Source organism: Amycolatopsis sp. NPDC114505 (assembly GCF_055633615.1).
The window spans coordinates 3,616,965-3,638,224 of record NZ_JBVKDV010000001.1; the positions used below are offsets into that span (position 1 = coordinate 3,616,965).

Annotated in this window: 16 protein-coding genes; 3 read left to right on the top strand and 13 right to left on the bottom strand. The window is 69.9% G+C overall.

All coding sequences use genetic code 11. From position 1 onward, the window contains the following. Positions 1–30: 30 nt before the first annotated feature. From ACZ7OU_RS17870 to ACZ7OU_RS17895, 6 genes are all read right to left on the bottom strand, one after another. A complete protein-coding gene (locus ACZ7OU_RS17870; RefSeq protein ID WP_470255836.1) occupies positions 31–900 on the bottom strand; it encodes a carbohydrate ABC transporter permease in 870 nt (289 codons plus the stop codon). Then, a complete protein-coding gene (locus ACZ7OU_RS17875; protein WP_470240850.1) occupies positions 897–1,871 on the bottom strand; it encodes a carbohydrate ABC transporter permease in 975 nt (324 codons plus the stop codon). Before ACZ7OU_RS17875 ends, ACZ7OU_RS17870 begins: the two co-directional genes overlap by 4 nt. Beyond that, positions 1,849–3,225 carry an ABC transporter substrate-binding protein gene (locus tag ACZ7OU_RS17880; protein ID WP_470255837.1) on the bottom strand — a complete coding sequence of 459 codons (1,377 nt, stop codon included), beginning with the start codon at positions 3,223–3,225 and terminating at the stop codon, positions 1,849–1,851. Before ACZ7OU_RS17880 ends, ACZ7OU_RS17875 begins: the two co-directional genes overlap by 23 nt. A gap of 238 nt (positions 3,226–3,463) precedes the next feature. Further along, on the bottom strand, positions 3,464–4,471 hold the full coding sequence (locus tag ACZ7OU_RS17885) for a LacI family DNA-binding transcriptional regulator (RefSeq protein ID WP_364383336.1): 1,008 nt from the start codon (positions 4,469–4,471) through the stop codon (positions 3,464–3,466). An 86-nt stretch (positions 4,472–4,557) separates the two neighbouring features. Continuing rightward, positions 4,558–6,738 carry a discoidin domain-containing protein gene (locus ACZ7OU_RS17890; protein ID WP_470255838.1) on the bottom strand — a complete coding sequence of 727 codons (2,181 nt, stop codon included), beginning with the start codon at positions 6,736–6,738 and terminating at the stop codon, positions 4,558–4,560. Positions 6,739–6,744: 6 nt separating this feature from the next. Further along, positions 6,745–9,027 (bottom strand): discoidin domain-containing protein, encoded by a 2,283-nt coding sequence (locus ACZ7OU_RS17895; protein ID WP_470255839.1) that lies wholly within the window; start codon positions 9,025–9,027, stop codon positions 6,745–6,747. Positions 9,028–9,225: 198 nt separating this feature from the next. Here ACZ7OU_RS17895 and ACZ7OU_RS17900 point away from each other — a divergent pair, with 198 nt between their 5' ends. Together ACZ7OU_RS17900 and ACZ7OU_RS17905 are read left to right on the top strand one after the other, a co-directional pair. Then, positions 9,226–10,008 (top strand): class I SAM-dependent methyltransferase, encoded by a 783-nt coding sequence (locus ACZ7OU_RS17900; protein WP_470240845.1) that lies wholly within the window; start codon positions 9,226–9,228, stop codon positions 10,006–10,008. Next, a complete protein-coding gene (locus tag ACZ7OU_RS17905; protein ID WP_470255840.1) occupies positions 10,005–10,919 on the top strand; it encodes an alpha/beta hydrolase fold domain-containing protein in 915 nt (304 codons plus the stop codon). The genes ACZ7OU_RS17900 and ACZ7OU_RS17905 overlap by 4 nt, the downstream gene beginning before the upstream one ends. On the opposite strand, the gene ACZ7OU_RS17910 is transcribed toward ACZ7OU_RS17905, so the two are convergent. The 5 genes from ACZ7OU_RS17910 to ACZ7OU_RS17930 form a co-directional block, all read right to left on the bottom strand. Beyond that, positions 10,905–12,641, bottom strand: a complete 1,737-nt coding sequence (locus tag ACZ7OU_RS17910; RefSeq protein WP_470255841.1) for a choline/carnitine O-acyltransferase — start codon at positions 12,639–12,641, stop codon at positions 10,905–10,907. The two genes, ACZ7OU_RS17905 and ACZ7OU_RS17910, sit on opposite strands and share 15 nt — an antisense overlap. Continuing rightward, positions 12,638–13,465, bottom strand: a complete 828-nt coding sequence (locus ACZ7OU_RS17915; RefSeq protein ID WP_470255842.1) for a class I SAM-dependent methyltransferase — start codon at positions 13,463–13,465, stop codon at positions 12,638–12,640. Before ACZ7OU_RS17915 ends, ACZ7OU_RS17910 begins: the two co-directional genes overlap by 4 nt. A 16-nt stretch (positions 13,466–13,481) precedes the next feature. Then, a complete protein-coding gene (locus tag ACZ7OU_RS17920; protein ID WP_470255843.1) occupies positions 13,482–14,339 on the bottom strand; it encodes a HalD/BesD family halogenase in 858 nt (285 codons plus the stop codon). 87 nt (positions 14,340–14,426) lie between these two features. Further along, positions 14,427–14,960 carry a DUF4232 domain-containing protein gene (locus ACZ7OU_RS17925; protein ID WP_470255844.1) on the bottom strand — a complete coding sequence of 178 codons (534 nt, stop codon included), beginning with the start codon at positions 14,958–14,960 and terminating at the stop codon, positions 14,427–14,429. Positions 14,961–15,010: 50 nt separating this feature from the next. After that, positions 15,011–17,608 carry a bifunctional FO biosynthesis protein CofGH gene (locus ACZ7OU_RS17930; protein WP_470255845.1) on the bottom strand — a complete coding sequence of 866 codons (2,598 nt, stop codon included), beginning with the start codon at positions 17,606–17,608 and terminating at the stop codon, positions 15,011–15,013. A gap of 153 nt (positions 17,609–17,761) precedes the next feature. Here ACZ7OU_RS17930 and ACZ7OU_RS17935 point away from each other — a divergent pair, with 153 nt between their 5' ends. Continuing rightward, positions 17,762–19,303 (top strand): IS1634 family transposase, encoded by a 1,542-nt coding sequence (locus ACZ7OU_RS17935; protein ID WP_470255846.1) that lies wholly within the window; start codon positions 17,762–17,764, stop codon positions 19,301–19,303. Here the strand turns inward: ACZ7OU_RS17935 and ACZ7OU_RS17940 are convergent. Then, positions 19,288–20,049, bottom strand: a complete 762-nt coding sequence (locus tag ACZ7OU_RS17940; protein ID WP_470255847.1) for an SDR family oxidoreductase — start codon at positions 20,047–20,049, stop codon at positions 19,288–19,290. The genes ACZ7OU_RS17935 and ACZ7OU_RS17940 overlap by 16 nt on opposite strands. Then, positions 20,046–20,837, bottom strand: coding sequence for an alpha/beta fold hydrolase (locus ACZ7OU_RS17945; protein WP_470255848.1), 792 nt, complete (start codon positions 20,835–20,837; stop codon positions 20,046–20,048). The genes ACZ7OU_RS17940 and ACZ7OU_RS17945 overlap by 4 nt, the downstream gene beginning before the upstream one ends. Between the last annotated feature and the right edge of the window lie 423 nt (positions 20,838–21,260).

A 21,260-nucleotide genomic window follows, 5' to 3' on the forward strand; every position in this document is an offset into this window, starting at 1 on the left:
CCTAGTCGTTGTGGAAACCCCGGGTGCGGCTCAGCCCTTGACGGCGCCGGCGGTCAGCCCGGCGAGGATCTGCCGCTGGAACGCCAGGAACAGCGCCACCATCGGCAGGCTGGCCAGCACCATCCCGGCGACGAGCACGTTGAGCGGCATGTCGATCGCCACCCGTTGCAGCATCACCGAGAGCGTCTGCTTTTCGGTGTCCGGGAACACCAGCAGCGGCCAGATGAAGTCCTTCCACGCGGTGACCACCGCGAGGATCGACACCACGGCCAGGATCGGCCGCGAGATCGGCAGGATGATCCGCCAGAGCGTGCGCACCGGCCCGGCGCCGTCGATGCGCGCCGCCTCGATCAGCTCGTCCGGGATCTGGTCGAAGAACCGCTTCAGCAGGTAGATGTTGAACGCGTTCGCCGCCGCGGGCAGCCAGACCGCGGTCGGCGAGTTGATCAGGTTGAGGTGCAGCAGCGGCAGGTCCGTCACCGTCACGTACGTCGGCACGAGCAATGCCGTGGCCGGCAGCATCAGCGTGGCCAGCATCAACCCGAGCACGACGTTGCCGAACTTCGGCCGCAGCTTCGACAGCGCGAACGCGGCCGGGACGTCGATGGCCAGCTGCACCAGCCACGCGCCACCGGCGACGACGAGCGTGTTGAGGAAGTACTTGCCCAGGCTCAGCTGGCTCCAGGCGTCGGCGAAGGTCTCCGGGTGCCACTCGTGCGGGACGAGCGTCGCCGGTGTCTGCGCCAGCTCCTGCGGGGACTTCATCGCGCCGGTGATCACCCAGTAGAGCGGGAACATGAAGGCCAGGACGAACACCGCGAGCGTGCAGGCGAAGACGACGCCGTAGACGACTTTGCCGCGCGGGCTGCGCAACGCGCCGGGGGAAACGAGGGTCCTCATGACTGGTCCGCCTTCCGCGTCAGCCGGACGTACCACGCCGAGAACACGCCGAGTGCGATGAAGAGCAGCAGGCTCATCGCGCTCGCCGAGCCGAAGTCGTTGTAGACGAAGGCGTACCGGTAGAGCAGCAGGAGCACGGTGACCGTCGAGTCGTCCGGCCCGCCGCCGGTCATCACGTACGGCTCGGTGAACACCTGCATGGTCGCGACGATCTGCAGCAGCAGGAGCACCAGCAGCACGAACCGCGTCTGCGGGAACGTCACGTGGCGCAACCGCTTCCACAGCCCGGCGCCGTCGAGCTCCGCGGCTTCGTACAGCTCGCCGGGGATCGTGCCGAGCGCGGCCAGGTAGATGAGCGTGGTGCTGCCCATGTTGGCCCACGTCGAGACGAAGACCAGGGAGAGCATCGCGGTGGTGGACGAGTCGAGCCACTGGCCGCCGGGCAGGCCCACCGCGCCGAGCGCGGAGTTGAACAGGCCGGGACCCGGGTCGTAGAACCACTTCCACATCAGCGCCGTCACGACCGGCGGCAGCATCACCGGCAGGTAGACGGCGAGCCGGAAGAACGCCTTCGCGTGCCGGATCTCGTTGAGCAGCACGGCCGTGAGGAACGGGACGGCGAAGCCGAAGACCAGCGCCAGCCCGGTGAACAGCAGCGTGTTGCGCCAGGCGACGCCGAACAGCGGGTCGTCGAACAGGCGCTGGAAGTTGTCGAACCCGACCCACGTCGGCGCGTTGACGAAGTCGACCTGCTGGAAGCTCAGCAGCACGCCGCGCACGATCGGGTACCAGGAGAAGAGCGCGAACACCACGAGCGCGGCGCAGAGCAGGCCGTACGCGGTGAGGTTCTCCTTGAGCTTGCGCTTGAGGCCGGTGCGGCGGCGTTCTTCCGGCGAGGCAACCGGGCGCCTGGCCCGCGACGAAGACGTCGCGGGCCAGGCGAGGAGGCTACTTGACCTGGGCGAGGACACTGTTGACCTTCGAGGACGCGGACGACAGCTGCTGGTCGAGGTTCGCGTTCTGGTCGGTGAGGACCGCCTGCATCACGCTGTCGAGGGCGGCGTAGATCTGCTGCGCGCCCGGCGGCTCGATGCTGCCCTTGATCTTGCTGGTCGTGTCCACGTAGGACTGGTAGTTCTTCGCGGGGACGTTGGCGAACTTGGCCTTCAGGGCCAGCTGCTGCTCGCGGACCGAGCCCGTCCAGACGTCCGGAGTGGGCTCCGCGGGCAGGCCGACCGGCTGCTTGCCGTCGACGTACTGCTGGATGTGCTTCTCGAAGCGGTCCGGGTTGAGGTACTTCCACTGGATCCACTCGAGGCCGGCCTTGACCTTGTCCGGCGAGGCCTTCGGGTTGATCATGTAGCCCTCGCCGCCGAGGAGCGTGCCCTGGCCGCCGGGCATGCCGGCGATGCCGTAGTCCTCGTACTTGCCGTTGAACTGCTTGACGAGCACCGGGACGTTGTCCGGGGCGGCCATGTACATGCCGAGCTGGCCGGCGCCCATCATGCGCTGGACGTCGGTGGCTTCGAGGAGCTGCTTGGCGCCCATGGAGTTGTCGGTCCAGCGCATGTCGTGCAGGTACTGCAGGGCCTGCTTGCCCTTCTCGTTGTCGAAGTCGGCGACCCACTTGTCGCCGTCCTTGCGGGCGATGTCGCCGCCCATCGAGTACATCCAGCCGGTCATGTGCCAGCCGCCCTGGTTGTTCTTGCTGTAGTCGGCATACCCGACGACACCGTTGCCCAGCGCGGCGATCTTCTTCGCGTCCGCGCGGACTTCGTCCCAGGTGGTCGGCGGCTTGTCCGGGTCGAGCCCGGCCTTCTGGAACAGCGGACGGCTGTAGACCAGGCCCATCGTGTAGTTCATGGTCGGCAGGCCGTAGAGCTTGCCGCTCGCGTCCCGGAAGTTGTCGAGCAGTTCCGGCTTGATGTCGTTGATGTGCGGAACGCTCTTCGCGGCTTCCGTGATGTCGGCGGCTTGACGGCGCGCGATGATCTGCGCGGGGTCGGTGAAGTAGACGTAGTAGACGTCCTCGAGCTGCCCGCCGGCGAGCTTCGCGGAGAACGTCTTCGGGTCCATGAACCCCTCGTGGGGCTCGATCTGGATGTTCGGGTGGGCGGCCTCGAACTCCTTGACGTCGGCGTCGAACACGCTGCGCTCGAACGGCTGGCTGGTCGGCGGCTGGCCGGTGACCGTGATCTTCACCTTGCCGCCGGTCTGGGCGGCGGTGTCCCCATCGCCACAGGCGGCCAGCGAGAGTGCCAGACCTCCCGCGGCTATCAGGCACAACGTGCGGCGGGACACGGTCCGGGACCAGGGACTGCTCATCTCAAGCCTCTTCTCGGGGTCGCGACGGCTGTCACGTGATTGCGGTCACTCTAAAGTGTGAGAGCAGATCGACGCAATAAGGCGACGAGAAGTTGCAAGTTACGAACAGGCCGCGAGTGGTTGGTGAGCGCCAGTGCGAGGTGAGCGACGGGTTTCGAACCCGTCGCTCACCTCGGGCGTCGCGCGGGCGCGAAAAAGGGCGCGACGACCGGAGTCGCCGCGCCCTCTTGGGCCTGCCTCAGGCGGTGCGGCGGGCCGTGGAGCCCCGGACCACCAGCTCCGGCGCGAACAGCAGCTCCTCCGCCGCCACCTCGCCGCCGTTGATGCGCTTCACCAGCAGTTCCACCACCGCGCGGCCCATCGCCTCGATCGGCTGCCGCGTGGTCGTCAAAGGCGGGTCGGTGCAGTTCATCAGGGCCGAGTCGTCGTAGCCGACCACCGAAATGTCCTCCGGCACCGACAACCCCTGCCGACGGGCCGCGCGCACCGCGCCCAATGCCAGCAGGTCGCTCGCGCACAGCACCGCCGTCGCGCCGCGAGGGTACAGCCGGGCCGCCGCCGCGTGGCCGCCCTCGATCGAGAACATTCCGTGCTCGACCAGCTCGTCCAGGACCGGCAACCCCAGCTTCGCCGCGTACGACTGGAACGCCGCGAGCTTGCGCTGGGACGGCACGTGGTCCGACGGCCCCAGGACCAGCCCGATCTTCTCGTGCCCGAGCGAACTCAGGTGCCCGACGACCTGCTCGACCGCCACCGCGTCGTCGCACGACACCTGCGGCAGGCCGAGGTGGTCGACCGCCGCGTTGATGAGCACCGTCGGGAGCCGTCGCTCGACGAGGTGGTGGTAGTGCGAGTGGATCGCGTCCGCCTGCGCGTACAGCCCGCCGGCGAACACCACGCCCGACACCTGCTGCTGCAGGAGCAGCTCGACGTACTCCGCCTCCGACACCCCGCCCGCGGTCCGCGTGCAGAGCACCGGCGTGAACCCCTGCTGCGCGAGGGCGTTGCCCATGATCTCGGCCAGCGCGGGGAAGATGGGGTTCTGCAGCTCCGGCAGCACCAGCCCGACCAGGCGGGCCCGCTCGCCGCGCAGCTGGGTGGGGCGTTCGTAGCCCATCACGTCCAGCGCGGTGAGCACGGCGGCCCGGGTGCTCGCGGACACCCCGGACCGGCCGTTGAGCACCCGGCTGACCGTGGCTTCGCTGACCCCGACCTGGCGGGCGACTTCGGCAAGACGACGCGTCATGAGTGAAACTTTACAGCAACCGGGCGCAAAAGTATGACAAGCCCGTACCGGTCCCGGGGACCGGTACGGGCTCGCCGGGTGACCGGCTACGAAGCCGCCACTTCGAACTCGGACACCTGACCCGCGGGCCAGCCGGTGTTGCCGCTGAACGTCAGCCGCACGAAACGCTGGGACGTCGCCGTGAAAGAAGCCGACGCCGTGTTGCCGGAAGCCGGGTCGAACGCGTAGCCGCGTGAACCCACCAGCGTTGTGTACGAGCCGCCGTCCTGGCTGCCGGAGATCGTCACCGTCTGCGTCCGCGCGCCCCACGCCGACGACGGCGGCAGCTTCAGCGTCACCTTGTTGATCGACGCCGCCGCGCCCAGGTCCACCGTCAGCGTCTGCGGGAACGCGTTGTTCGCGCTCTCCCAGTACGAGTTGGCGTCCCCGTCCACCGCGTTCGACGGCGGGAACCCACCGACCGACGCCGACGCGCTGATCGCCTTGCCCCGCGCGAGGTTGCTGCCGGACGTCGGCGGCTGCGGTGGCCCCGAGTTCGGCGCGGGCCACGTCGAACAGTCACTCCAGGTGCCCGTCCAGCCGCTGTTGCCCGACCCGCCGAACGTCATCCGCGGGATCGACGACGGGTACGGGCAGTTGTACGTCCCGGTCACGCCGACGCCGGACGCCGTCAGGTTGCTGATCGACACCGACCCCTGCGTCTGCGACTGCGCCACGAACGTGCCGACGCCCTGCACTGTGACGCCGTCGATCGTGATGCCCTGGATCTGCTTGCCCTGCCCGTTGCCGTCGATGAACTGGATCGCCTCGTACGGGCTCTGGATCGCGGTGAACCCGGTGACGCGGATCGTGACGCCGGTGATCGCCTGGTCGCGCGCGTCGAACCACAGCGCCCCGACGCCGAACTGCCAGTTCGGGTCGAGCGCCCCGGCTCGCAGCGCCGTGTTGTTCGCCAGCGTCACCGTGCCGCCGAGCGGCACCGAGTTGAACCGGTTCGCCACCAGGTACCCGCCGCCGAGAGCGTTGGTGTCCTGGACGAGGTTCCCGCTCACCGTGTTGTTCGAGCCGCCGTAGAGCGCGATGCCGTTGGCCAGGTTCGGCTGCACGACGGTGTTGTCGATCAGCGAGTTGCCCGAGTCGGCCTGGCCGTTGGACCACAGCGCTAGACCGTCGTCGCCGTTGTTGCGCAGGTAGTTGTTGCGCAACGTCGAGTTCGTCACCGCGCCGTCGAAGTTCACGCCGTCGGCCTGCGTGTCCAGGATGCGGTTGTTCTCGATGGTGAGGTTCGACGACGCGCCGTTCATCAGCCACAGCCCGCACTTCGTGTCCTGGATCCACAGGCCGCTGACGACCGAGCCGTTCCCGAGGACGCCGTGGAACGCGTTGTCGGGGCTGCCGTCGTTGCGCTCGGTCACGTCGCCGAACACCGCGAAGTCGTACAGCTTGATGTTCCCGGACGCGCTGCCGTTGTTGAAGATGTTGTTGCCGTGCAACACCGTGTACCACTGACCCGCGCCGCGGACGGTCGTCTGGTCGATCTGCAGCGCCGACCCGATCTCGAACCGCCCGGACGGCACCCACACCTCGCGACCCTGCGAGCGCGCCGCCGAGAGGGCGTTGCGGAACGCCTGTGAGTCGTCGGACGAGTCATTCGCCGTGGCGCCGTAGTCGGTCACCGACAAGGCGGCCGACGGTTTCGTGCCCGCGCCGCCGACCTGCTCGAAGTCCGCGAGGTCGATGGTCGCCTGCCCGACGTCACCGGAGTCGGCCGAGACCCGGACCTTCGCGCCCGCCGCCAGATTCTGGCCGAACAGCACCCGGGCGTCGTCGAAGAAGTGGTGCGTCTTCGAGCCCGTGATGAAGCCGGTGTCCACATAGGTGTAGCGCGACGTCACGGGCAGCGCGACCTTGGACCCGTTGACCGTCACCGAAAGCCGTCCGGACGAACCGTCGGGCAGGTTGTAGTGGACGTTGATCGAGTTCGCCGCCACGGGCAGTGTGAACTCGACGTACTGACCGGTCGTGATCCGCACGGCCTGCCGTCCGGAGGCCTCCGAGGCGATCGAAGCCTGCGTGTAGTCGGGGCCGACGGCCGAGCCGTTCGTCGCCGAGCACTCGGCTTCGACGGTCCGGAACGGCACGCTCGCGCCGCCGGACGCCGTCGTCGGGCAGGTCGCGGCCGCGGCCGGGGTGCTGCCGGACAGCACCGCCAGGCCGGACGCGGCGAGCGCGACGGCGAGGAGAGCCGGGATGCGGGACATCGTCATCACCTCTCAGGACGAATAGGCTTCGAGTTCGGACAGCTGCCCGGCGGGCCAGCCGGTGTTGCCGGTGAAGGTCAGCCGCAGGGTGCGCGCGGACGTCGCCGGGAACGTGATGGTCGCGGTGTTCCCCGACGCGGGGTTGAACGTGTAACCCGCCGCGGCCTTGACACCGTCGACCGCGATCGTCTGCGTGCGCGTGCCCCACGCCGATGCCGGCGGCAGCTTCAGCACCAGCCGCGACACCGAAACCGTGCTGCCGAAGTCGACGGTCAGCGACTGCGGGAACGCGTTGTTCGCGCTCTCCCAGTACGAGTTCGCGTCGCCGTCGACGGCGTTGGCCGGCGGGAAGCCGCCCTGGGAGCCGGATGCGCTGATCGCCTTGTGCAGCGCCAGGTTCCCGCTCGGCTGGGTGGGAGTGGTGGTCGGCGGGGTAGTGGTCGGCGGAGTGGTTGTCGTACCGCCGTTGTCCGAGCCGTACACCGGCGTCGGCCAAGAACCGCAGAACGTCGTCGACCAGCCCGAGTTGCCACCTTGGTCGGCCAGCCCGGCCATCGCGTCCGGGCCCATGCAGTTGTAGACGCCGGCCCGCCCGACGCCGGTCGCGACGACGTTCTTCACCGACCCCGTCGGCTTGGCCTGGATCTGCCACGCGAACGTGCCCGCCCCGGTGATCCGGACGTTGGTGAAGTGCACGTCCGTGGTCGCGCTGTCGATGAACTGGATCGCCTCGTAGTTGTTGTCCTGCAGGTCGAGGTCGGTGACGTCGACGCGGCCGGTGATCGCCGAGTCGCGGCCGTCGAACCACAACGCGCCGACGCCGAACTGCCAGTTCGAGTCGAGCACGCCGGTGCGGATCGCGGTGTTGCGCGCGACGGTCGTCGTGCCGGCCAGGGGAACCGCGCTGAACCGGTTGGCGATGTGGATGCCGCCGCCCTGGTCCTGGTTGTCGGCCACGACGTTGTCGGACACTGTGTTGTCGTGCCCGCCGTAGATCGCGATGTTGTTGGCGAGGATCGGCAGCAGCACGGTGTTGAAGGAGAACGTGTTGTGGTGGTCGGCGTCGTGCTCGGACCACATCGCCAGGCCGTCGTCGCCGGTGTTGCGCAGGAAGTTGTTCGTGACGGTGACGTTGCTGATGCCCTGGTGCAGGTTCAGCCCGTCGGCGGTCTGGTCGAGGATGCGGTTGCCGGACACGGTGAGCCCGTCGAACGGCCCGTCGAGCCACAGCCCGACCTTCGTGTGCTGCAGCCACAGGTTCTGCACGACCGAGCCGCCGCCCAGCGCGCCGCCGATGGCGTTCGACTGGTCGCAGTCGACGCGGGCGTCGACCTGGCCGATGATCGCGAAGTCGTACAGCTTCACGGCGCTGCTCGTGCCCGGGACCGCGGCGTTGCCGGGGTACGTCGACGTCCCGCAGCTGGCCGGTTCGCCCTTGCCGAAGATCCCGGCGCGCGGGCCGGTCAGCACGGAGTACCACGGGCCGGCGCCGCGGATCGTCACCTGGTCGACGGTGATGTGGTGCCCGAGCGTGAAGGTGCCGGACGGGATCCAGACCTCCTTGCCCTGGCTGCGAGCGGCCGTGACAGCCGAGTCGAACGCCGAAGCGTCGTCGCTCGTGTCACCGGCCGTGGCGCCGTAGTCGGTGACGGACACCGAGTTCGTGGGCCGCGTGGCCGCCGCGCCGACCTGCTCGAAGTCCGCGAGGTCGATCGTCGCCGGGACGTCGCCCGCGTCGACCTGCAGCTTGATCTTCGTGCCGGCCGGGTACGACGTGCCGAGCAGTGCGCGGGTCTCGTCGTAGAAGTGGTGCGCGTGGCCGTCACCCGGGTTGTTGGTGAACGGGTACGAGCCGTAGTACCAAGCCCACTTCGACGTCAGCGGGACGTCGCGGTTGTGCGCGCCGCCGACGTACAGCGAGAGTGTGCCGTTCACCGAATCCGGGACGCTGTAGCGGAAGTCGATCGAGTTCGCCGCGGCGGTGAGCGTGAACTCGACGTACTGGCCCTGGCCGGACAGCGTCACGGCTTTGCGGCCGGACGCCTCGCCGGCGAGTGTGCCCGCGTTGCGGTTCGGGCCGATGACCGAGCCGTTCGTGGCGGCGTTCTCCGCCTCTTGTTCGAGGAAGGGCACGCTCGCACCGCGGCCGGCCGCGAGGGCCGACCCGCCGGCGGGAACGGCGGCGATCGTCAGGCCGGCCGCGACGGTCACGGCGGCGGCGAGAGCACCGAATCTCTTGGCCCGGAGGCGATCCGGGGCTTTTTCGGGCGCGCTGAAGACAGAGCTGGGAGACATGGGCGGCACTGGCCTTTCCGCAGCAGGTGGGGACCTCTGTGATCCGGATCATACGAATCTCGGACAAGAAATCGCAATAGTTGGACTAACTTACGCAACTTTGCGACAGGAATTGACGACTGCGCCGGATGTCCGACGTTCGCTTACGCCCGGCGGAGCAACGCCTCGGTCGTGGCGAGGCGCTGATAGTTTTCAGTCATGAGCCAGCGACGTGCGGACGGCAGCGCCGGGGACGCGGACTACGGCGCGATCGGCGGGGTCTACACCGACTACCGCAAGCCGGATCCCCGCATCGGCCAGTACATCCTCGACGCGCTGGGGGACGCGCGGACCGTGCTCAACGTCGGCGCGGGCGCCGGCGCCTACGAACCCGAAGACCGGGAAGTGACCGCGGTCGAGCCGTCCGCGTCGATGCGCGCGCAGCGCCCGGCGGACCTGCCGCCCGCGGTCGACGCCGTGGCCGAGAAGCTGCCGTTCCCGGACCGGGCGTTCGAGGGCGCGATGAGCACGTTCAGCGTCCACCAGTGGAACGACCTGTGGACCGGGCTGAAGGAGCTGCGCCGCGTCACCCGCGGCCCGATCGCCATCCTGACCTGCGACCCGGCCCTGCTGCGGCGGTTCTGGCTGCTCGACTACGCGCCCGAGGTGATCGAGACCGAAGCTCGGCGCTACCCGTCGGTCGACGACATCGCCGACGGGCTCGGCGGCCACACGTCGATCGTCCCCGTGCCCATCCCGATCGACTGCACCGACGGCTTCAACGAGGCCTACTACGCCCGTCCGGAGCGGCTGCTCGACCCGGGCGCGCGGCTGTCGTGCTCGGCGTGGAGCTTCGTCGACGACCGCGTGCACCACCGGTTCGCCGCCGAGCTGCAGCACGACCTCGACGACGGCACGTGGGAACGCCGCTACGGCCGCCTGCGCGAGCAGCAGACGTTCGAAGGCTCGCTGGTCCTCGTCGTCTCGGACCCGACGGGATGACGCCACCGCCGTTCGACCCGGAGCTGGCGCCGGTCGTCGAAACCCTGCGGGCGCTGCGCCCGCCGCTGGCCTCCCTCGACGACATCCCCGGCCGTCGTGAGCTGAACCGGGCCGAGCACCGGACCGTCGAGGAGCTGGCCGCCGCGTACCCGGCGCACAAGGTCGCCGAGGAGTACGCGGGGGACGTTCCGCTGCTGGTGATGACGCCGGCGGCGAGCGCGGGCGTCCTGTACTACGTGCACGGCGGCGGCACGATCGTCGGCAGCCACCTCGGCCAGGACGTGCCGAACCTGCTGGACTGGGCGGGCGGCCTCGACCTGACGATCGTCTCGCCGGGCTACCGGCTCGCGCCCGAACACCCTTACCCGGTACCGGTCGAAGACTGCTACACCGGTCTCTTGTGGACGGTCGAGCACCACGCCGGCCCGGTGGTGCTCGGCGGCCTCAGCGCGGGCGGCGGGCTCGCGGCGGCCACCGCGCTGCTCGCTCGCGACCGCGGCGGACCGGAAATCGCCGGGCAGCTGCTGCTCTGCCCGATGCTCGACGACCGCAACGACACGCCCTCGGCGGTCGACCTCGACGGACGCGGCCTCTGGGACCGCACGGCCAACGCCGTCGGCTGGACGGCGTACCTGGGCGGCCTCGACGACGTCCCGCCCTACGCCGCCGCGGCCCGCGCCACCGACCTTTCCGGTCTGCCGCCCGCGTTCCTGGACGTCGGCACGGCGGAGACGTTCCGCGACGAGGTCGTCGCCTACGCGAGCCGGCTCTGGCAGGCGGGCGGCGAAGCCGAGCTGCACGTCTGGCCCGGCGGCTTCCACGGCTTCGACGCGCTGGCCCCGGAAGCGCGGATCAGCCGGGCCGCGCGCGCGGCCCGGCTGACCTGGTTGCGGCGCCTACTCGGCCAGTAGCTCCTGCAGCTCCCGCACCGCGACAGCCAGCTCGTCGGCGAAGCGGTACATCTCGGCCGAGACGTGCTTCGGCGTGCTGAGGTAGATGTTCCAGCGGTCCGGCAGCAGCACGTACGCGATGCCGATGCACTGCGGGCTCGTCGAGCCGAACCCGAAGTACTGGATGTTGACCGACGGCGCCGAGCTGGTGCTCAGGTAGTCGTCGCGCGTCTTGACCCAGCCCGGCGAGCTGTACAGCGCCGCGACCTCGGGGTCGCCCCGGCGCTTCCCGATCAGCTGCAGCTCCCACAGGTGCTGCTCCGGCGCGTCGCCGGCCTGACACTCCTTCGCCCGCGAGACGTGCTTCGCCGCGGCCGTGCGGAAGGCTTCGCGCTTCTCCTCCGCGGAGGCGTCGGAGGTCATGACGTCGGCGAAGCGCACGACCTCCGGCGTCACGACCCGCATCGCCTCGGTGCGGCCGTTCCGGAACTGCCGGGTGGCGATCGACTCGTACGTCGCGCCCGTCAGGCCCTTCGCCCGGCGGTGTGCCAGCTGGTACGCCATCTGCGCGAAGGCGTCCGGCGACATCTTCAGTTCCTTCGCCCGGTTGGCGCCGAAGTCGAACGACACGGTCTGCGTCGCCGTCGCGTCCGCGTACGCCCGGAAGGCCGCTCCGGCGGCACGGGCGTCTTCGCGCAGAGCGTCGGTCAGCGTGAACTCGACGACCTCGTGGCCGGGGACGCCCTCGGCGCTTTCCCGGGTTTCCCGCGAGCCGCTCAGCAGCGCGTCGGTGAGGCCGAGGATCGTGGTGCCGTCGAGTTCGCAGTGCTCGACGTTGATCCCCGCGGTGCCGTCCTCGAACACGATGAGCGACACGGCCTTGTCGTACCAGCGGTTGTCGCCGTGCAGCAGCCGGTCACTCGCTTCCAGGGCGTCGGACGGCGTGAAGTCGTCCAAGCACAGGCAGAACAACGCCGTCTCGATGGTCTCGAGTGCCGGAGCGTTGCCCGCGTCGAGCAGTGCCTTACGGGTGACCGCCCACTCCGCACGCGCCTTCGTCGTGAAGTGCCCGACGGGGACGTCGGTGACGTGGTCGTCCTTGAGGATCGCCCGCAGGCCGTCGGCGATCTGCTCGGGCGAGTACGGGCGGCCGTCTTCGGCGATGACGTCCAGCCGGAACGGCGTGTCGCGGTGGAACACCACGATGTGCCGCTCGGGCGACGGGAACCGCGTGCGCGCGGTGTCGAGCAGCTCGCCCGGGATGCGCGTCGCCGAGAACAGGTACTTGTGCTGCACCATCGACTGCGGCACGCCGCGCACGAGCACCGGCGGCAGCAGCTCGTCGTCGAGCTTCAGCTTGTAGTCCACGGCGGCCGCGGCCAGCTCGGCCGCGCGCTCCACCTGGCCCAGCGGGGAGTCCTGGAACAGGAAGAAGAAGTTGGCGTTGAGCGCGATCCGGTCGCGGCGGCCGAGGTAGCGGTACGGCCAGAACGTGTCGAGCCAGCTGTGCACGCCCGGCGAACGGTCGTACTCCTCGAGCGCGGCCTGCAGCTCCGGCCCGGGGCCGGCCAGGAACTCCGCGACGGCCGCTTCGGTCTCGGCCAGCTCGTCCGGCGTCAGCAGCGGCGCGCACCACTCGAGGAAGCGGCGGCCGCTGTCCTCCAGCGCAGGGACGGGGACGCGGGGGAGCCGGTCCTCGTTGCCGAAGGTGCGGGTGGACCAATCCGGACTGCTCACGGTCATCCTTCTTGCTGGGAAGTGGCGAGCACGGCCGCGAGTTCCGCGGCCGCGCCTTCAGGGCGGGAAACATACAGCTGCGCGTAGAGCCAGCCGTCGGACTCCACGCCGGCCGGGTCGACCCCGGCGGCGTCGAGGGTGTCGAGGATCTGCGTCCGCTCTTCGGCGGAGGCGAACCGCCGCTGCCGGAACACGCCCGGCACCTGCGCGGTCTCGTACCCGAGCCCGGCCAGGCTGTCGGCCACCGGCTCGTAGGAGAACATCCGCAGCACGAAGTGCGCCATCCACGGCCGCGAGCCCCGGGCGATCCGGGCGAGCGTCTTCTCGGTGACGTAGCCGACGCAGCCGGTCGAGATCACCAGGTCGACGTCGTCGAGCAGCTTCCGCTGGGTGCTGTCCGGGTCGTCGCTTTCGAAGTCCGCGTGGATCGCCTCGTCGAGGAACCCGGCGGAAAGCGCGTACTCGAGCGCCGGCGCCGCCGCGTCGAGGCCGAAGAACTTGGCGCCGCCCGAGCCGGTGATCAGGGCCCGGTCGGCCTCGATCAGCCGCGCGTGGTTCAGCGCCAGCACGTCCGGGGCGGTGTAGTGCGCGTAGAGGTCGTCCATCGTGGCGTCGCACCGGCGGAGTGCGGCGTTGACGCCGTACGAGCAGCCGACGTCGAGCACGGTCGGGCTTTCGGCGGGGTGTTCGCCGATGAGCTTCGCGAAGTACGGCTTCGCGAGCTGGGGGATTTCGTAGCCGACTCGGCGCAGCGTGCCGAAGAACGGCCGCGGGTCGGGTGCGGTGTAGATGTGGTCGAACGAGATCTTGCCGGTCGAGTCGAAAGGCACAGGCCAGGCTCCTGATCTAGTCGAGCAGCTCGTCGCCCCGGTCGGTGCGCCCGGCCAGGTGCGCCGGCAGGACCCGGCCGAACAACTGCCTGGTCCGCTCCGCGCTGCCGATGACCCCCGGGCGCTCGCTGTAGGCGAAGATCGCCGAGTGACGCGCGACCTCGCCCCTCACCGTACTGACCCGGTGCAAGGCGAAGCGCCCTTGAAAGAGCTGCAGATCGCCCGGACGGAGGCTCAGGCGCTGGGCCGGACGGGTGCTTTCGCCGTCGAGCACGGCCCGGACGGCCGGGAAGTTTTCGTCGGTCGCCGACCGGATGCCCGGGCAGTATTCGAAGGTCCCGCCGTCGTCCGCGGCCTGCGTCAGCATGCTGACGGTGTAGGAGTTCGTGTCGAAGTGCCACGGGTGCGCGCGGCCGGGCGCGATCACGTTGAGCGTCAGCCCGGACAGCGGGTCGGCGAGCTCGTGCAGCTCCGGCAGGCCGAAGCAGTCGGCGACGAACCGCTGGAACAGCGGGCTCGTGTAGAGCCGGCTGATCAGCGACGACGCCGGGACGCGGTCACGCGCGACGAAGGCGTTGCCGCGCTCCATGATCGTCCGGCCCGGGTGGCCCTCGGGCAGCGGCTCGTCGATCGCGGTGTTGTACGCGTTGACCTTTTCGATCTTCGTGTACGCGTGCGGTTCGAGCGCCGCGCACTCCGCGCGGAGAACGTCGTGCAGTTCCGGGCGGATGAAGTCGGCGAGCACGCTGCAGCCGACGTCGGCCAGGTCCGCGCGGGTGCGGCCGACGGTCACGCGCCACGCGGGACTGTCCGGATCGGTGAGCGGGTAGCGGTCGGTGTCGACCATTTCCAGTGGCGCTACGGAGGTGCTCATCGAGGTCCCTTCCGGCGGGTGAAGGAACAGAGTTAGCACAGAGTCCGGCTGGTCAACTGTCGGTTTGTGATCGGTGACACAAGGTCATCACGCGCCGACCTCGGTGGCCCACGAGCTGACGGTGACGGTGTCCGTGGTGCCGAGGTCGGTGTCCAGCGGCTGCGCCTGCGCGGGCTCGCCGGGGACGGGTACCACCGAGATCGCCGCGCCGGAGCGCTTGTCGCCATCGGTGACGGTGGCCGACCACGCGAGCACGGCGACGACCTTCTCACCCGGTTGGACGGTCAGGTCCTGCGGACCGAGGTCCCGCGCGAAGTACGACGTCCCGTGCTCGACCGTCACCTCGAGCGACGAGCCGTCGCCCGCGAGGATCTTCAGGTCCGGGTAGCCGGTGACCTTCCGCGGTGCGGTGTCCCGGTTGGTCAGCGTCAGGACGCTCGCGCGGTGCCCGAGGCCGGCTTCGACCTGACCGACCGAAAGCGACAGTCCGGCCGACGGCGGCGGCGCGTACGTCGGGCTCGGCGTGGTCGTCGGCAGCGGTACGGGTGGCGGAGGCGGCGTAGTGCCGCAACCCGCGAGAAGCGCGACGAAGAGAAGTGGTGCGAAGCGAGAAACCCCCATGGACCGGAAGAGTAGCGGGCGCCCCGGAGCCGGGCGCCCGCTACCGCTTTTTACGGCGTCAGCAGGGGAAGCAGCGGCTTCCGGACCGCGGTCGCGACGCCGTCCGAAGCCTCCGCCGCGGCGATCCGCTCGGCCGACGGCCGGCCGTAACCCGTGGTGCGCTGCACGAGCGGGCGGCCGAGTGGTTCGACCATTTCGCGCATGTCGCTGATCGTCTTGTACGACCCGTTCGACGCGCCGGCCATCCGGCTGATCGTCTCCTCCATCAGCGTGCCGCCGATGTCGTTGACGCCGCCCTGCAGCACCGCGCGGCTGCCCTCGGTGCCCAGCTTCACCCAGGAGCTCTGGATGTTGTCGATCATCCCGTGCAGCAGCAGCCGGGCCAGCGCGTGCACCGCGCGGTTCTCGTTCTGCGTCGCGCCCGGGCGGGCGAGACCGGCGAGGTAGATCGGCGAGCTCTGGTGGATGAACGGCAGCAGCACGAACTCGCTGAACCCGCGTCGGCCGTGCTTCTCCAGGCCTTCGCGCTGCAGCTTCGCGAGGAGCTTCAGGTGCGCGACCCAGTGCGCCGGGGTGTCGACGTGGCCGTACATCATCGTGGACGTCGTCGGCAGCCCGATCTCGTGCGCGGTGGTGACGACCTTGATCCACTCCGACGTCGGCAGCTTGCCCTTGGTGAGCACCCAGCGGACGTCGTCGTCGAGGATCTCCGCGGCCGTGCCCGGCAGGGAGTCGACGCCTGCTTCCTTGGCCTTGATGAGCCAGTCCTTCAGCGACAGGTTGGTGCGGGAAGCGCCGTTCACGACCTCCATCGGGCTGTAGGAGTGCAGGTGGATCTCCGGCTGCCGGCGCTTGACCTCGGCCGCGAGGTCGAAGTACGCGGTGCCCGGCAGGTCCGGGTGGATGCCGCCCTGCATGCAGATCTCGGTCGCGCCGGCGGCCCACGCCTCGTCGACGCGGTCGCCGACCTGCTCCAGCGAGAGCGTGTACGCGTCGGCGTCGGTGCGACGCTGGGCGAAGGCGCAGAAGCGGCAACCCGTGTAGCAGACGTTGGTGAAGTTGATGTTCCGCGTGACGACGAACGTGACGTCGTCGCCGACCGTCTCGCGCCGCAGGTCGTCGGCGAGCTTCGTGAACGCGTCCAGTTCCTTGCCGTCGGCGGACAGCAGCGCGAGCGCGGCGTCGTCGGACAGCCCGGCGGGGTCCTTTTCCGCGCTGCGCAAGGCTTCCAGCACGGTGGAGTCGAACTTCTGCGGCCCGGTCTTGATCCGGTCGCCGATCTCCTTCCAGTCCCCGTACACCGAGTCGAAGTCGCTGCGGCGGTCCTCGGTCCGGCCGGTGGTGTCGATCTCGGTGTGCAGGTCGGTGCGCCCGGACTCCTGCCAGCCGCCGTCCGGCTCCTGCCACGGGATGCCGACCGGCATCGCGCCTTCGCGCGCCATCCCGGTGTCGTAGTCGACGAGCGCGGCGACGTGCCGCGTGATCCGCGGGTCCAGCCACGGCTCGCCGGCCTTGACGTACTCCGGGTAGATCGTCAGCCGTTCCTTGAGGTCGAAACCGGCTTCCCCGGTGCGACGGGCCAGCTCGTCGATCTGCGGCCACGCGCGTTCCGGGTTGACGTGGTCCGGGGTCAGCGGCGAGACGCCGCCCCAGTCGTCGATGCCGGCGCGGATCATCAGGTCGTACTGGCGCCCGATCAGGTTCGGCGGCGCCTGGATGCGCATCTTCGGGCCGAGCACGAGCCTCGCGACGGCGATGTTCGCGGCCAGCTCTTCGAGGTCGGCGTCCGGGGTCGCGCGCATCTTCGTGTCCGGCTTGGCCCGGAAGTTCTGGACGATGACTTCCTGGATGCCACCGTAGGTCTTGGCGATCTTGCGGATCTCGAACAGCGCGTCGGCGCGCTCCTCGAACGTCTCGCCGATGCCGATCAGGACCCCGGTGGTGAACGGAACGCTGCTGCGGCCGGCGTCTTCGAGCACCCGGAGCCTTACCGCGGGATCCTTGTCGGGGGACCCGTAGTGCGGCCCGCCCTTCTCGCTCCACAACCGGGTCGCGGTGGTCTCCAGCATCATGCCCATCGACGGCGCGACCGGCTTGAGGCGCTGGAAGTCCTGCCAGGACAGCACGCCCGGGTTGAGGTGCGGCAGCAGGCCGGTCTCCTCCAGCACCCGGATCGCCATCGCGCGGACGTAGGAGAGCGTGTCGTCGTAGCCGTGCGCGTCCAGCCAGTCGCGGGCGGCCTTCCAGCGGTCCTCGGGCCGGTCGCCGAGGGTGAAGAGGGCTTCCTTGCAGCCCATCTCCGCACCCTTGCGGGCGATGTCCAGGACTTCGTCCGGGGACAGGAACGGCGATTCGAGCCGGCCCGGCACCGTGACGAACGTGCAGTAGCCGCAGCGGTCGCGGCAGAGCCGGGTCAGCGGGATGAACACCTTGCGGCTGTAGGTGATGACGCCGGCGCGGCCGGCCTCGGCCAGGCCCGCGTCGCGGATGCGGGAGGCGTACTCGGACAGCGTGGTGAGGTCGTCGCCGCGGGCGTGCAGCAGGACGCTCGCTTCGGCAACGTCCAGTGTCTTCCCGTCACGCGCCCGGGCGAGCGCGCGGCGCATCGCGGAGGCGGTCGGGGCGGTGGCGTCGGGTTCGGGTCCCATTCCACCCACGCTAGGACCGTCCTCGCGGGACCAGCCAGTGTGCGTTCCGCACCTCTCTCACCCGATCGGTGCGCGTGATCGTCGTCGCAGGTCAGGACGCCCGGCCGGTTGTCGATCAGTGCGCCGGCGTGTATTACCTAAAGGGTGGCATCGGTGGTCGGGAAGAAGATCGGCGGACGGACGTACTACTACCTGGCGGAGTCCGCCCGGGTCGACGGCAAGCCGCGAGTGGTGACCCAGCGCTATCTCGGGACGGCCGAGGAGATCGCGCGCGCCGTCCCAGGCGGGGAACCCGCGTCGGCTTCGTACCGGACGTACGGCGACGTCGCCGCGGTGTGGGCGACCCTCGAGCGGCTCGACTTCGTCCGCCGCGTCGACGACGTCGTGCGCGCCAAGCCCAGCCTGGGCGCCACGCTGGCGATCGCGGTGCTGCACCGCGCGACCGCGCCCGGGCTGCCGATCGGCGAGTGGTGGGCGGACTGCGCGGTGGCCGACCTCGTCCGGCCGAAGGTGACCTCGATGGACGGTTACTGGCGGGCACTGGACCGGCTGACCCCGGACCGCCTGGAGCGCATCGAGGAAACCGTCGCCGAGGCGGTCCTGGCCACGCTCGACGACCACGCGGCGCTCGCCGTGGACGTCCCGCAGTTCGCGGTGTTCGCGCCCGCGGACTGCACGCTGCCCTCGGCCTGCCGGGAGGTGCTGGCGGGCGCAGGCCTGCGGGTGACCCGCGACGGCGCCATCCCGCTGGCGTCCCGGCTCTACCGGCGCGACGACGCCCCGACGTTCGCCTCGCTGACCGCGGAGCTGGGCCCGGCGACGCTGATCTTCCACACCGGCCAGGCGGCCCAGCTCGACCTGGGCTCCCGCAGCGGCTTCGTCGGCTCGCTGCCGCTGCCGGATCACCCCGAGCTGCTGACGCAGCCCGCGTCCGCCCGCAAGCGCGTCGACCCCGAACGGTTCGCCGGCCTCACCGCCCTGGACACGCACGCCGTCGTCGACGGCGTCCGGCGGCGGGTGATCCTCACGCATTCGGCGACGCTGCACGCGGCCCAGTCCCGCGCGTTCGCCGACGAGCTGGCCACCGCGACCCGCGAACTCGACGGACTGGCCGAAGCCCTCGCCGCCGGCACCCACCGCGGCGACCGCGCGCAGGTACACGCCGAGATCGGCCGCGTCACTCGCGGCCGGCGCGTCGAGCGCGTGCTGACGGCGGTGCTGAGCGGCACGAAACCCGGCGAGATCCGGCTGGAACGGCGAATCGACACCGCCGCCGTCGCCCGCCTCGACGAGGAGTTCTTCGGCAAGCAGGTGCTGGTCACCGACCGGGACTGGCCGATCGGGGACGTCGTCACGGCGTACCGCGCGCGGACCCACCTCGAATCCACGTTCCGCTGGCTCACCGGCCCGGCCGTGACCGGGCCGACCCCGCGCTGGGAGTGGACGCGGCAGCGGATCGCCGCGCACGGGCTCGTCTCGGTGCTCGCGGCGACCGTGACGCACCTGATGCGGCGCGAGGCCGACCGGGCCGGGATGAACCTGTCCGTGCGCGAGCTGCTCGATCAGCTCGCGGGCATCGGCGAGCTGGTCCTGCGCTACCCGTCCACCGGCGGGCGGCCGCGGACGAAGCGCCTGCCGACCGAGCGGGACCCGGCCCAGCAGGCGCTCTTCTCGCTGTTTCAGGACTCCCGGTAGATCTGCAGCGCGGAGAAGCTCTGGACCACGGGCATCAGCTCGATGACGTTGATGTTCACGTGCTTCGGCTGGTTCGCCGCCCAGAAGACGGACTCGGCGACGTCGTCCGCGGTCAGCGGCGTGGTGCCCTGGTAGACCTTGTCCGCCTTCTCCTGGTCGCCGTCGAAGCGGACCTTCGAGAAGTCCGTGCCGCCGACCATCCCGGGCTCGACGTTCGTCACGCGGACGCCGGTGCCGTGCAGGTCGCTGCGCAGGTTGAGGCTGAACTGGTGGACGAACGCCTTGGTCGCGCCGTAGACGTTGCCGCCGGGGTAGGGGTAGGTGCCGGCGATCGAGCCGATGTTGATCACGTGGCCGCGGCCGCGCTCGACCATGCCGGGCAGCAGCGCGCGCGTGACGTGGGCGAGGCCGCGGACGTTGGTCGCGATCATCTCGTCCCAGTCCTGGAGGTCGGCGCGCTGCGCGGGCTCGAGGCCCTTCGCCAGGCCGGCGTTGTTGACCAGGACGTCCACCTCGCGCCAGTCCGCGGGGAGGTCTTCGATGGTGGTTTTGACCGCTTCGGGGTCGCTGACGTCGAGCTTGACGGCGAGGACGGCGTCACCGAGCTCGCCGGCCAGCTTCTCGAGCTTGTCCTCGCTGCGGGCGACGGCGATCACCCGAGCGCCCTCGGCGACGAACCGGCGCGCGATGGCGTCACCGAAGCCGGCGCTGGCGCCGGTCACGAACACGGTCTGCTGCTGGGTCATGGCGTGGCTCCGCTGCTGCTCGTCAGGAACGTGTCGAGTGCCTGGTTGAACTCGGTCTCGCATTCCAGGTTAGGCAGGTGGCCCGCGCCCTCGACGACCACCAGGGTCGAAGCTCCGATCTCGCGGTGGATCAGCTGGGCGTCGGCGACAGGCGTGAACTCGTCCTCGCTGCCGACGACGACCAGGGTCGGCACGGAGATGTTCTTCAGTCCTCCGGTGTAGTCGGGACGCTCGGCGCGTCCCCTGAGCGCGGCCGCGGCTCCCTCCCCGGGTGCGGTGCGCATCATCCCGCGGACGTGCGCTTCGACGTCCGGCCTGGCCGAGCGGGTTTGCTTCGAGATCATCTTGGGGAGGAGTTCGTCGGCGTAGTCCGCCATGCCTTCCTCGGTGATCCTCGCGGCGGTGTCGATGCGGGCTTGCCTCGCCGCCGGGGTGTCGAGGCCGGGGAAGGTGTCGGCGAGGACGAGGGCGGTCACCCTGTCCGGGTGGTGGGCGACGAGCTCCATGACGATCTGGCCGCCCATGGAGAGGCCGCCGAGGACGAAGCGCTCCATCCCCAGGTGGTCGGCCAGCTCGACGAGGTCGTTCGCGAAGACGTCGAGGGTGGTCTTGGTGCCGTGCCCGGGGGACTCCCCGTAGCCGCGGAGGTCGGGGGTCACGACGCGGTGGCCGCGCCCGGCCAGGTGCGCGGCCTGGGGGCGCCACATCGAGCGGTCGAAGGGGTGGCCGTGGACGAGGAGGACCGGCCGGCCGTTTTTCGGGCCGAGGTCGTCGTGGGCGAGGGTCATGCGGCCGACGCTAGGCGGAGCTTTGGCGCGGTGCAATACGGTGCAATGTACTCGGAGCAATGTCATTTCCCTGGCGCCCGCGGCCGGTTCGGGGCACACTGGGCCCCAGGCGGGCTCCGTCATGGGGCCTGACCTGCGCTGATCTTGTTAAGGGACCCCCCTGTTTCGGGCCCTTTTTCGGCATGTAAAGTTCTCCAAGTCGCCAGGGAAACCGGGCGGCGGGGACACGAACCAAGCTCTCGCAGACAAGCGATTGAGTGGGTGGACCACCAAAACTGCTAGGAATACTCGCTTCGAGTAAGGCCGCGTGAAAGCGGTGCGACTCGAGGTGTGTTGCTTGAGAACTCAACAGTGTGCTAGTGAACTAAGCCAGTAGAGCTTATATAGAACCTCGTATGAGGTTCCTTTGAGAATGATTGAGTA

Bases quoted from the DNA above. Each gene is read 5' to 3' on its own strand.
- ACZ7OU_RS17895 (WP_470255839.1), bottom strand. From the start codon at position 9,027: ATGTCTCCCAGCTCTGTCTTCAGCGCGCCCGAAAAAGCCCCGGATCGC.
- ACZ7OU_RS17885 (WP_364383336.1), bottom strand. From the start codon at position 4,471: ATGACGCGTCGTCTTGCCGAAGTCGCCCGCCAGGTCGGGGTCAGCGAA.
- ACZ7OU_RS17920 (WP_470255843.1), bottom strand. From the start codon at position 14,339: ATGAGCACCTCCGTAGCGCCACTGGAAATGGTCGACACCGACCGCTAC.
- ACZ7OU_RS17945 (WP_470255848.1), bottom strand. From the start codon at position 20,837: ATGACCCTCGCCCACGACGACCTCGGCCCGAAAAACGGCCGGCCGGTC.
- ACZ7OU_RS17925 (WP_470255844.1), bottom strand. From the start codon at position 14,960: ATGGGGGTTTCTCGCTTCGCACCACTTCTCTTCGTCGCGCTTCTCGCG.
- ACZ7OU_RS17870 (WP_470255836.1), bottom strand. From the start codon at position 900: ATGAGGACCCTCGTTTCCCCCGGCGCGTTGCGCAGCCCGCGCGGCAAA.
- ACZ7OU_RS17940 (WP_470255847.1), bottom strand. From the start codon at position 20,049: ATGACCCAGCAGCAGACCGTGTTCGTGACCGGCGCCAGCGCCGGCTTC.
- ACZ7OU_RS17900 (WP_470240845.1), top strand. From the start codon at position 9,226: ATGAGCCAGCGACGTGCGGACGGCAGCGCCGGGGACGCGGACTACGGC.
- ACZ7OU_RS17910 (WP_470255841.1), bottom strand. From the start codon at position 12,641: ATGACCGTGAGCAGTCCGGATTGGTCCACCCGCACCTTCGGCAACGAG.
- ACZ7OU_RS17930 (WP_470255845.1), bottom strand. From the start codon at position 17,608: ATGGGACCCGAACCCGACGCCACCGCCCCGACCGCCTCCGCGATGCGC.
- ACZ7OU_RS17905 (WP_470255840.1), top strand. From the start codon at position 10,005: ATGACGCCACCGCCGTTCGACCCGGAGCTGGCGCCGGTCGTCGAAACC.
- ACZ7OU_RS17890 (WP_470255838.1), bottom strand. From the start codon at position 6,738: ATGACGATGTCCCGCATCCCGGCTCTCCTCGCCGTCGCGCTCGCCGCG.
- ACZ7OU_RS17880 (WP_470255837.1), bottom strand. From the start codon at position 3,225: ATGAGCAGTCCCTGGTCCCGGACCGTGTCCCGCCGCACGTTGTGCCTG.